General features: G+C 60.4%; 8 protein-coding genes, 4 tRNA genes, 2 rRNA genes and 1 other RNA gene. 11 read left to right on the top strand and 4 right to left on the bottom strand.

The window, feature by feature from the left end; genetic code table 11:
• Positions 1 to 325: 325 nt before the first annotated feature.
• Both HUJ28_00160 and rrf read left to right on the top strand, forming a co-directional pair.
• A 23S ribosomal RNA gene (locus HUJ28_00160) occupies positions 326 to 3,239 on the top strand.
• Between the two features lie 84 nt (positions 3,240 to 3,323).
• Positions 3,324 to 3,439 (top strand): 5S ribosomal RNA (gene rrf, locus HUJ28_00155).
• A gap of 108 nt (positions 3,440 to 3,547) precedes the next feature.
• Here rrf and HUJ28_00150 read toward each other — a convergent pair.
• Complete coding sequence (locus tag HUJ28_00150; protein ID MBD3617876.1) at positions 3,548 to 4,216, bottom strand: lytic transglycosylase domain-containing protein; 669 nt, start codon at positions 4,214 to 4,216, stop codon at positions 3,548 to 3,550.
• Between the two features lie 51 nt (positions 4,217 to 4,267).
• Between HUJ28_00150 and HUJ28_00145 the strand changes: the two genes are divergently transcribed.
• The 4 genes from HUJ28_00145 (at position 4,268) to HUJ28_00130 (ending at position 6,808) form a co-directional block, all read left to right on the top strand.
• Entirely contained in the window at positions 4,268 to 5,248 is a 981-nt protein-coding gene (locus tag HUJ28_00145) for a biotin--[acetyl-CoA-carboxylase] ligase (GenBank protein MBD3617875.1), read from the top strand.
• On the top strand, positions 5,245 to 5,979 hold the full coding sequence (locus tag HUJ28_00140) for a type III pantothenate kinase (GenBank protein ID MBD3617874.1): 735 nt from the start codon (positions 5,245 to 5,247) through the stop codon (positions 5,977 to 5,979). The genes HUJ28_00145 and HUJ28_00140 overlap by 4 nt, the downstream gene beginning before the upstream one ends.
• Positions 5,979 to 6,674: an SPOR domain-containing protein gene (locus HUJ28_00135; protein MBD3617873.1), complete on the top strand. Its 696-nt coding sequence runs from the start codon at positions 5,979 to 5,981 to the stop codon at positions 6,672 to 6,674. The genes HUJ28_00140 and HUJ28_00135 overlap by 1 nt, the downstream gene beginning before the upstream one ends.
• A gap of 58 nt (positions 6,675 to 6,732) precedes the next feature.
• Positions 6,733 to 6,808, top strand: a tRNA-Thr gene (locus HUJ28_00130).
• A 23-nt stretch (positions 6,809 to 6,831) separates the two neighbouring features.
• On the opposite strand, the gene HUJ28_00125 is transcribed toward HUJ28_00130, so the two are convergent.
• The 3 genes from HUJ28_00125 to HUJ28_00115 form a co-directional block, all read right to left on the bottom strand.
• Positions 6,832 to 8,028, bottom strand: coding sequence for a glycosyltransferase (locus tag HUJ28_00125; GenBank protein MBD3617872.1), 1,197 nt, complete (start codon positions 8,026 to 8,028; stop codon positions 6,832 to 6,834).
• A 13-nt stretch (positions 8,029 to 8,041) separates the two neighbouring features.
• The gene (locus tag HUJ28_00120) at positions 8,042 to 8,578 is read right to left on the bottom strand and encodes a phosphatase PAP2 family protein (GenBank protein MBD3617871.1); all 537 of its coding nucleotides are present in this window, start codon (positions 8,576 to 8,578) and stop codon (positions 8,042 to 8,044) included.
• 113 nt (positions 8,579 to 8,691) lie between these two features.
• Positions 8,692 to 10,092, bottom strand: a complete 1,401-nt coding sequence (locus HUJ28_00115) for a UDP-glucose/GDP-mannose dehydrogenase family protein (protein MBD3617870.1) — start codon at positions 10,090 to 10,092, stop codon at positions 8,692 to 8,694.
• Positions 10,093 to 10,287: 195 nt separating this feature from the next.
• On the opposite strand from HUJ28_00115, the gene HUJ28_00110 reads away from it, so the two are divergent.
• The 5 genes from HUJ28_00110 to HUJ28_00090 form a co-directional block, all read left to right on the top strand.
• Positions 10,288 to 10,372: transfer RNA gene (locus tag HUJ28_00110), tRNA-Tyr, on the top strand.
• Between the two features lie 15 nt (positions 10,373 to 10,387).
• Positions 10,388 to 10,514, top strand: a non-coding RNA gene (locus HUJ28_00105) — RtT sRNA.
• 74 nt (positions 10,515 to 10,588) lie between these two features.
• A tRNA-Gly gene (locus HUJ28_00100) sits at positions 10,589 to 10,662 on the top strand.
• An 88-nt stretch (positions 10,663 to 10,750) separates the two neighbouring features.
• Positions 10,751 to 10,826, top strand: a tRNA-Thr gene (locus tag HUJ28_00095).
• A gap of 54 nt (positions 10,827 to 10,880) precedes the next feature.
• Positions 10,881 to 10,974, top strand: a 94-nt coding sequence (locus tag HUJ28_00090) for an elongation factor Tu (protein ID MBD3617869.1), incomplete at its 3' end; no start/stop codon positions are given.

The following is a 10,974-nucleotide window of genomic DNA, read 5'->3' as shown; positions in this document are numbered from 1 at the left end:
GTGAAGTCGTAACAAGGTAGCCGTAGGGGAACCTGCGGCTGGATCACCTCCTTAACGACTTGAGTGCCTGCCCAAGCAGGGACCCACACGTTTGCTTGTCTGTTGTTGTCCGGCATAAAAGAAGCCGGTAACAAGTGATTCGTCTGAATTATTTGTTACCGGTTTTTTAATCCGGTCCTGAAGTTCACCTTCGGGAAGCTCTTTAACAATCTGGGAAATGAGAAAGTCCAAGTATTCCAATGGAATACAAGCGTTAGAAGTTTATCTGACACTTGTGTCTATTTGGTGCGTATCGTTAATCGTTGCGGCTGTATGACTGTTTTGGGTTATATGGTCAAGTGACGAAGCGTGCACGGTGGATGCCTTGGCAGCCAGAGGCGATGAAGGACGTTGTAGCCTGCGATAAGCTCCGGTTAGGTGGCAAACAACTGTTTGACCCGGAGATTTCCGAATGGGGAAACCCACCTGTCATAAGGCAGGTATCACATACTGAATCCATAGGTATGTGAAGCGAACGAGGGGAACTGAAACATCTAAGTACCCTTAGGAACAGAAATCAATTGAGATTCCGTCAGTAGCGGCGAGCGAACGCGGATTAGCCCTTAAGTCTGTGAAAGATTAGGAGAACGGTCTGGGAAGGCCGGCCATAGTGGGTGATAGCCCCGTATCCGAAAATCTGATCAGGTGAAATCGAGTAGGTCGGAGCACGTGAAACTCTGACTGAACATGGGGGGACCATCCTCCAAGGCTAAATACTCCTGGCTGACCGATAGTGAACCAGTACCGTGAGGGAAAGGCGAAAAGAACCCCGGAGAGGGGAGTGAAATAGAACCTGAAACCGTATGCGTACAAGCAGTGGGAGCATCTTCGGATGTGACTGCGTACCTTTTGTATAATGGGTCAGCGACTTACTTTCAGTGGCAAGGTTAACCGCATAGGGGAGCCGTAGGGAAACCGAGTCTGAATAGGGCGACTTAGTCGCTGGGAGTAGACCCGAAACCGGGCGATCTATCCATGGCCAGGTTGAAGGTGGGGTAATTCCCACTGGAGGACCGAACCGGGATCTGTTGAAAAAGATTCGGATGAGCTGTGGATAGGAGTGAAAGGCTAATCAAGCCCGGAGATAGCTGGTTCTCCTCGAAAGCTATTTAGGTAGCGCCTCGTGTCTCACTCCTGGGGGTAGAGCACTGTTATGGCTAGGGGGTCATCCCGACTTACCAAACCATTGCAAACTCCGAATACCAGGAAGTGCAATCACGGGAGACACACGGCGGGTGCTAACGTCCGTCGTGGAGAGGGAAACAACCCAGACCGCCAGCTAAGGCCCCAAAATCGTGGCTCAGTGGGAAACGATGTGGGAAGGCATAGACAGCTAGGAGGTTGGCTTAGAAGCAGCCACCCTTTAAAGAAAGCGTAATAGCTCACTAGTCGAGTCGGCCTGCGCGGAAGATTCAACGGGGCTTAAGTCACGTGCCGAAGCTGCGGATGCATACTTTGTATGCATGGTAGAGGAGCGTTCCGTACGCCTGCGAAGGTGAACTGTAAGGTTTGCTGGAGGTATCGGAAGTGCGAATGCTGACATGAGTAACGATAAGACGGGTGAAAAACCCGTCCGCCGAAAGCCCAAGGTTTCCTGCTCTACGCTAATCGGAGCAGGGTGAGTCGGCCCCTAAGGCGAGGCAGAAATGCGTAGTCGATGGGAATCCGGTCAATATTCCGGAACCGCTTATTACTGCGATGGGGGGACGGAGAAGGCTAGGCAAGCCGGCAGTTGGTGTCCGGTTCAAGCCAGTAGGGAGTGGACTTAGGCAAATCCGGGTCCACAATCCTGAGAGGTGATGACGAGTTCCTACGGGAACGAAGTTGTTGATGCCATGCTTCCAGGAAAAGCCTCTAAGCTTCAGGTAGTAAGCGACCGTACTCCAAACCGACACAGGTGGGCAGGGTGAGAATCCCAAGGCGCTTGAGAGAACCCGGGTGAAGGAACTAGGCAAAATGGTACCGTAACTTCGGGAGAAGGTACGCCTCTGACGGTGATGAAATTTACTTTTTGAGCTGTTGGGGGCCGCAGAGACCAGGTGGCTGCGACTGTTTATTAAAAACACAGCACTCTGCAAACACGAAAGTGGACGTATAGGGTGTGACGCCTGCCCGGTGCCGGAAGGTTAATTGATGGGGTTAGCTTCGGCGAAGCTCTTGATCGAAGCCCCGGTAAACGGCGGCCGTAACTATAACGGTCCTAAGGTAGCGAAATTCCTTGTCGGGTAAGTTCCGACCTGCACGAATGGCGTAACGATGGCCACACTGTCTCCACCCGGGACTCAGTGAAATTGAACTCGCTGTGAAGATGCAGTGTACCCGCGGCTAGACGGAAAGACCCCGTGAACCTTTACTACAGCTTCACGCTGAACTTTGAACAAACTTGTGTAGGATAGGTGGGAGGCTTTGAAGCCGGGACGCCAGTTCCGGTGGAGCCAACCTTGAAATACCACCCTGGTTTGTTTGAAGTTCTAACTTAGGTCCGTGATCCGGATCGAGGACAGCGTGTGGTGGGTAGTTTGACTGGGGCGGTCTCCTCCCAAAGAGTAACGGAGGAGCGCGAAGGTACCCTAAGCGCGGTCGGAAATCGCGCGTTTAGTGCAAAGGCATAAGGGTGCTTGACTGCGAGACAGACACGTCGAGCAGGTGCGAAAGCAGGTCTTAGTGATCCGGTGGTTCTTCGTGGTAGGGCCATCGCTCAACGGATAAAAGGTACTCCGGGGATAACAGGCTGATACCGCCCAAGAGTTCACATCGACGGCGGTGTTTGGCACCTCGATGTCGGCTCATCACATCCTGGGGCTGAAGCCGGTCCCAAGGGTATGGCTGTTCGCCATTTAAAGTGGTACGCGAGCTGGGTTTAGAACGTCGTGAGACAGTTCGGTCCCTATCTGCCGTGGGCGTTTGAGACTTGAGAGGAGCTGTCCTTAGTACGAGAGGACCGGGATGGACGTATCTCTGGTGTTCCGGTTGTCACGCCAGTGGCATTGCCGGGTAGCTATATACGGACGGGATAACCGCTGAAAGCATCTAAGCGGGAAGCCCCCCTCAAGATTAGGTCTCACTGGAGCCTTGAGCTCCCTGAAGGGCCCTTGAAGACTACAAGGTTGATAGGCTGGATGTGGAAGTGTGGTAACGCATGAAGCTAACCAGTACTAATTGCCCGTGAGGCTTGACCATATAACACCCAAGCAGTTGGGTGCTGGTCGTAACGACTTGAACCAATGCAATCTATCCCCGAATTCCTTCGTTTCGCCGATTGGCGGGGCGATTGAGCCAGTTTGCCTGGCGGCAATAGCAAGGTGGAACCACCCGATCCCATACCGAACTCGGAAGTGAAACGCCTTAGCGCCGATGATAGTGTGGGGCTTCCCCATGCGAAAGTAGGTCACTGCCAGGCGCTTAAAACGGATACCCGGTCACGATCGTGACCGGGTATTTTTTTGTCTGTAGGTTGCCGCGCCTGCAGTAAATGCGCGTGTGTCTGCAAGGGAGTAAGTGTCGTTTCTCAGGGGCTTGCCTTGGCGGCATATTGCTCCAGGTACTGCTGGTAGTAGCGCAATACCTTCTTCACGTAGCCCTGGGTTTCGCGATACGGGGGTATGCCGCCATATCGGCTGACGGCGCTGGGGCCGGCGTTGTAGGCCGCGAGTGCGAGCTGGGTGTCGTCGTCGAAGCGCTGCAGCATCTGCGCGAAGTAGCGTACCCCGCCGGCGATGTTCTGCTGTGCATTGAAGCTATCCGTGACCCCCAGCATGGCAGCCGTGCCAGGCATCAGCTGCATCAGCCCCTCGGCGCCAACGCGCGAGACGGCCTGGGTATCGAAACAGGATTCGACCGTGATGATGGCCTTGATCAGCAGATCGTCGACGCCGTGCTGGCGGGCATGCTGCCGCAACAGGCTGGCATGCGGCCGGGCGCGTTGCTCGAGTATCTCCGGTGTCACGCCATGGCAGGAACGGGTCGCGGTCGGACGCCCATAGTAGCCCTGGAAGTCGAACCTCCCGGGTTCGTGCAACTTTCGGTCTGTAATCCAGGTGGTGCCATCGTCTTCCTTGTAGATATAGAGCTCGGCCTGTGCCGTGCCAGCGAGTGACATGCTGCCGATGACGAGGGCGAGCAGGCCCTGAGCAGCAGGGTTTCGAAGTCGATTGCCGGTTGGGCGCCATGGCGTCATGATGTCGGTCGGTTTCCCGTTTATGTCGCAGAGATACGTAGAATAGCCAAGATGCCGGATCCTTTCGATATTCTTGATGAATTGACCCCCGAGCGATTTTGCTCCGGTGAGGCCCTGGCCGGTCGCTACGGCGTTTCGCGCATGGCCGTTTGGAAGGCCATCCAGCGCCTGGAGTCTCTTGGCGTGCCGATCGACAAGGTGCGGGGCAGGGGATATCGACTGGCCCGCCCGATCGAGCGTCTGCATGTCGATGAGATTCGCCGTTCGACTGCCCCAGCCTGCCTGGAGATGCTGAATGATCTTCAGGTCGTGCCGGTGCTGGGTTCGACGAACCGTCATCTCTCAGAGGCTTTTAAGCCTCATCAGGCGGTGCGGGCTGCGGTGCTTGCCGAATTTCAGACGGACGGGCGCGGTCGCCGTGGCCGTCGATGGATCTCGCCGTTTGCGGCCAACATCTACCTGTCCCTGCGTTGGCAGTTCCATGCGCCGGCCACTGCGCTCGGTTTGTTGAGTCTTGCTGTCGCCAGTGAACTGGCCGCCGAACTGGCCCGGCAGGGGCTCAGCGATCACGGGGTGAAGTGGCCAAATGATCTTTACTGGCAGGGGCGCAAGCTGGGCGGACTGTTGCTGGAACTGGCGGGAGAGCAGCAAGGGCCCTGTGCCGTGGTCATCGGTCTCGGGCTCAACTGGTCCATGCCTGTGGCGGTAGCCGCCGAGATCGATCAGCCCTGGGCAGATATCCAGACTGCGATGGGGCCGGGGGCGCCGGGTCGTAATGCGCTCGCAGGACTGGCCCTGACGGCCCTCATCTCCGCCTGCCAACGGTACGCCCAGTCCGGCTTCGAGGGGTTTGCCGAGCAATGGGAGGCGCATGACCTGGTGAAGGGGCAGCTGGTCGACGTGCATCAGGGGGACCGGGTGACACGGGGACGAGTCCTTGGCATCGATACTCAGGGGCGACTGGAGCTGGCCTGTGAGGACCGCGTGCTGAGGTTCTCTTCGGGGGAGGTGAGCGTGAGGACAGCGCAATGATGCTGCTGGCAGATATCGGCAACAACCGTGAGAAATGGGCGATTGGCGATAACGGTGAACTCGCCATGCTGGGGAATTTCACGACCGGTGATACCGCGACCCTGTCGGCGCTGTTGGCTCGCTGCCCGCGAGACCGCATCCACCGTGTCGTGGTAGCCAGTGTGGCAGGCACAGGCCGCATGGACGATGTTACCCGCACGATCAGTGCAGCGGGACTGCCCGAGGTGGAGGTCATTAACACGCCAGAAGCCGGCGGGGGGATTCGTGTTGCCTACGCCGAGCCGCAGCGGCTGGGCTGTGACCGCTTCCTCGCCATGGTCGCCGCTCATGCGCGGTACGCGGGGCCGCTCGTGGTGGTGGATTGCGGCACGGCGGTCACGCTGGATGCCGTCGATGCGGAGGGTGTGCACCTGGGCGGGGCCATCCTGCCGGGGCGCGCGCTGATGCAATCGGCGTTGATGGCGGGGACAGTGGGTGTGCAGTTTGAGGCTGCAGACAGTAGTGAAGTGTTCGGGAAGGACACGGCCGCCGGAGTGGCCAGTGGCGCTCATTATGGATTGGCAGGGGCGATCGATGGCATCGTCGAACGCATGGCGGCCGCCTTCCCCGCGGCACCGACCCTGGTGATCACGGGGGGTGATGGACCGACGCTAGAGCCCCTGCTGAAACACCGGTACCATGGGCACCCAGAGCTGGTCCTGGAAGGGCTGGCCATTTATGCGGATACCTGATGCGATATTTGTTCGTCTTGCTCGTGCTGCTCAACCTCGCCTACTGGGGCTGGCAGCATACCTTTCCCCGGGCGGAAACGGCGCCACCGGCGCGCGTGCTGGCCGATGTCGAGCCGTTGTTGCTGCTGTCCGAACGAGAGAGCGGTGCCGTCGCTGAGGCCAAGACACCGGTCGAGCCGGTGACAGAGAGCCCGGCCGAGTCTCCGATGGAGACGGCGCGACGCTGTTATACGCTGGGCCCGCTGCGCAGCGAGGAATCGGCGCTGGCGCTGGCGGCCCTCATCGAGGCCGAGGGGGTTTCTGTGGGGACCCGCGAGCGCGAGGAAGAGGAGATCGCCGGCTACTGGGTCTATCTGCCCCAGTTCGAGTCGCGGCGTGCGGCACTGGCCGTGACGCGCGAACTTGCCGACAAGGGTGTGAAGGACTACTACGTGGTACCCAATGGCGATTACGTGAATGCCGTGTCGCTCGGCCTGTTCAGCGAGCCGCAGCGGGCGGACCGGCGTACGCGCCAGATTGCGGCGCTAGGATACGAGGCGCTCACCTCGGTGCGCTATCGCACCCGCAAGCTCTACTGGCTGGATTACGATGAGCAGGGTGAGAACCGGGTGCCAGCCCAGATCTGGGAGCATGCCACGACCGACACCGAGTCCCTGCAACGTATCGCGCGCGACTGCGATCAGCGCCAGCCCTGAGGTCGGCCGGAAGGTCAATTGCTGGGTATCAGCCCATCCAGTACAATCGCGACATCGTGCCGACATAGCACAATTGGTAGTGCAACTGATTTGTAATCAGTAGGTTGGGGGTTCAAGTCCCTCTGTCGGCACCAACCTTCTTCCTCTGCCCACGGTCTCAACCTTCCTCCGCCGCACGTGGCCCGGATGCCTGCTGTTCCTCCGTCGCGGTATCCGCCAGTTCCTCGTACACATTCGCCATGCGTGACGCCATGGCCGCAGCCGACCATTCCCGGGCATATTCACGCGCCTCGCGCGCGAGCCGGTCATGCAGGCCACGATCGGAAAGCAGCCACACCACCTGTTCTGCAAAGGTAGTGGTGTCCTCCTCCGGCACCAATGCCCCCTGCCGTGGGGCCAGGATGTCACGCGTGCCCATGAAGGCGGTTGATACCACCGGGATTCCCATGGCCATGGCCTCGAGCAGTACCAGCCCCTGGGTCTCGGTACGCGAGGCAAAGACGAAGGCATCGGCTGCCGCGTAGCATGCCGGCAATTCCTGATGCCGATCGAGGTAGCCGATGAACCGGACTGAATCGGTAATGCCGAGCGTCCGCGCCAGCCGGTGCAGATGCGGTGCAGCAGGGCCCTCGCCGGCAATGATCAGGATCGCATCGGGCAGGCGTTCGCGCACCGCCACGAACATCTGCAGCAGGAAATCCAGGTTCTTTTCGTGGGCCACCCGTCCCACATTGAGGCACACGGGGGCGTGTTCCGGGATGTTGTGACGTGCACGAAAGCCGCGGCCGTCACCCGGGCGGAAGCGATCCTCGCCGAGTCCGGTGGGCAGTACCTCGATCGGTTGCCGGATGCCATAGGCCTGGAGTGCATCCCGCATGGGGCGGGACGGCGAGATCACGCGCTGGACCTGACTGCATTGCGTGCGGCTGAAACGCCGTGCAACCGCCCTCAACAGCGACCGGGGCAGCCAGCCGATGTAGTTGTAGAGATATTCTTCGAAGTAGGTGTGATAGGTCTCGACGACGGGGACGCCCAGGCGGCGGGCGAGCCACACGCCCAGATAGTGGGCGACGAAGGGCGTCTGGATATGCACGCAGTCGATCTCGGCCTCGCGCAGGGCCGGTAGCAGCCGGCGGATCACGCCGGCTCGCATCATCCGGTCTTCGCGGTCGAAGAACAGGCCGCGGGAGGGGATGCGGATGACGTCGGTCTCCTCGGTCTCGTCGGCATAGCGGGGGGCGATCAGGGTGACGCGATGCCCGGCGCGCAACAGCTCCTGGCGGAAGGTCTGGATCGACGTCGATACCCCGTTGATGCGAGGGAAGTAGACGTCGGAGATCATCAGTATGTGCATCGGGAGCAGTAACTCAGATCAGCTGGAAGCTCAGCTGGGCAATGGCGGCACCGAGTACGGCGCCGGCGATGACGTCACTCGGGTAATGCAGGCCGAGCACGACGCGCGAGGCCATCACCAGGGCCGTGAAGGGCACCAGGAACCAGGACAGCTCCGGATAGTGCCCGACGGCCACCAGGCTGAAGGCAACGGCATGCAGGGTATGCCCCGAGGGAAACGAGAAGTGGTCGAGTGGTGCGGTGCCGACCTGGATGGCCGGCGTGACCTGAAAGGGACGTTGCCTCGACGTGCGGCCCTTGAGCTGTTTATAGAGCAGCAGCCCGGCCAGGGCGACGCCAGCCATCTGCAGGGAAACGACAATGGCTTCGAGGCCATAGATCACCGGCAGCATCAGCATGAGCGTGTACCAGAAGATGCCGTCACCCAGTCGGCTGACCAGGGCGAAGAGGCGCCGGGGTGGTTCGAAGGCGGCAAGGCGGTTGCAGCGAATGCACAGGTCGAGATCGACCGCCAGGACACGGCGCCAGGAGGCAGGGCGAATCGAATGCATGAGCGGTATCCCCAGTTCGACGTATCTATAGCCTGTACTGCCGGCATGTCCCGGCGATGACACCGGGATGACGCTGCCGTGACGCCATCATCCCGGTATGGCGGGGCCTCCGCTCAGGCGTGGACGCCAGGTCGTCGATCCATGGCGATGGCGTAGTCCAGCCGTCCATTGTGGCGCGCGGTCTCGCGTAGGCTCTCTCCGCGGCCGATGCCGTAATACGTCACCCCAGCCTGCCGCATGGCGTCGGGTTCGAACAGGTTGCGGCCGTCGAAGATCACCGGGGAGTCGAGCAGGGGGCGCAGCTCCGCCACCGTCAGGCGGAAGCAGTCCCAGTCGGTCACGATGACGAGCGCATCCACGCCCTGCACGGCCTCCTCGCGGGACTGGCAGATCGTCAGGTCCCGGCGTTCGCCATACAGGCGGTGGCATGCCTGCCCGGCGACCGGGTCGTAGGCGCGCACCTCGGCACCTGCGGCCCACAGGGCCTCCATCAGGGGGCGGCTTGGCGCTTCGCGCATGTCATCCGTATTCGGTTTGAAGGCCAGCCCCCAGAGACCGAAGCGGCGGCCGGAGAGGTCGCCGGCGAAATGCTGGCGGATCTTCTCGATCAGGCGCCCTTTCTGGCGCGCATTCACGTTCTCCACAGACGTCAACAGCTCCGGCTGGTAGTCGACACCATGCGCCGTGCGGATCAGGGCCTTGACGTCCTTGGGGAAGCAGGAGCCGCCGTAGCCGCAGCCCGCGTAGATGAAGTGCCGGCCGATACGAGGATCACTGCCGATGCCGGCGCGCACCTGATCGATGTCGGCACCCAGGCGCTCGGCCAGGTTGGCCAGCTCGTTCATGAAGCTGATGCGGGTGGCGAGCATGGCGTTGGCGGCATATTTCGTCAGTTCGGCTGATGCCAGATCCATGATCAGTACCTGATCGGCACGGTCGACGAAGGGGTGATAGAGTTCCTGCATGAGTTCGGCGCAGGCTGCCCGGTCGACGCCAACGATGACCCGGTCGGGGCGCATGAAGTCGGCGATGGCCGCGCCTTCCTTGAGGAATTCGGGGTTCGAGACCACGTCGAAATCGGCGTCCATGCCCCGGCGCGCCAGGGTGTCGGCAACCACCGCAGCAACACGACGTCCGGTACCCACCGGAACCGTGGACTTGTTGACGATCACCCGGTAGTCATCCATGTGCGTGGCGATGGTGCGCGCCACATCCAGTACATGCCGCAGGTCGGCCGAGCCGTCTTCCTCGGGCGGGGTGCCTACGGCGATGAACTGTATCAGTCCGTGTCGGACGCCCTGGGCGGCATCGAGGGTGAATGCCAGACGGCCCTCTGCGCGGTTTCGTTCGACCATCGAGGCCAGCCCCGGCTCGTAGATGGGGATCTCGTTGCGGTTGAGTGCCTCGATCTTGTCCGGATCGATATCCACGCAGACCACCTCGTGTCCGGCCTCTGCCAGACAGGTGCCCGTGACCAGCCCCACGTAACCACTGCCATAAACCGTGATCTTCATCTTGTGCCTCGCCGTCAAATGCGCTTCAATTGCGACCCCGCGCCAGAATAGGCTGCAGGTCGCCACGCAAGCCATGCTAGGCGGGGTTTGTGACAGTGCGGTGAGGGCGCGGTGACGGCCCGGCTACAGCCGGATTGCGGGTAATTTGGAGTTGACAGGGCAGGAGCACTGCCCCAAAATTACCGCCTTTCGTCTGGAGGGGTTCCCGAGCGGCCAAAGGGGGCAGACTGTAAATCTGCTGGCTCAGCCTTCGGAGGTTCGAATCCTCCCCCCTCCACCAGACTTGAAGTCCGCCCCGCGGTATCCCGGGGGGAGGATGAGAACCGATAAGAGGTTCGAGGCGAGCGAAAGCGAGCCAACGTCGCGCAAGCGACGGCCCGGAGGGCGGAAGGCCGAAGGTCTGTGTCCTCCCCAGATTGCAGGAGCGGGGTGATGTGCCCGGCCCGGATCCCGGTCAAATGGGTTCAGGCAGTCCCGGAAACGGGGCGCCGGCAAGGCGGGTGTAGTTCAATGGTAGAACTTCAGCCTTCCAAGCTGAATACGTGGGTTCGATTCCCATCACCCGCTCCATATAAAGAGAGGCAAGGCCCGACCCGAGGGTGGACGGTTCGAAGATCGTCGGCCGCGTCGGGTTTTTGCTCTGGTTAACGAGGTTTTGGCCCATATAGCTCAGGCGGTAGAGCGCATCCTTGGTAAGGATGAGGTCACCAGTTCGACTCTGGTTATGGGCTCCAGATTTTCAATGTTGCTTTGATCGCTTTCCAAAGACTCGATGGGGTGTTTGAGTTATGTCCAAGGAAAAATTTGAGCGTACGAAACCGCACGTCAACGTCGGCACGATTGGTCACGTTGACCATGGCAAGACCACGCTGACGGCGGCTT

It is taken from the genome of Chromatiales bacterium (genome assembly GCA_014762505.1).
GTDB lineage: Bacteria > Pseudomonadota > Gammaproteobacteria > SpSt-1174 > SpSt-1174 > SpSt-1174.
This window is presented reverse-complemented; position numbering and strand designations above follow the sequence as displayed.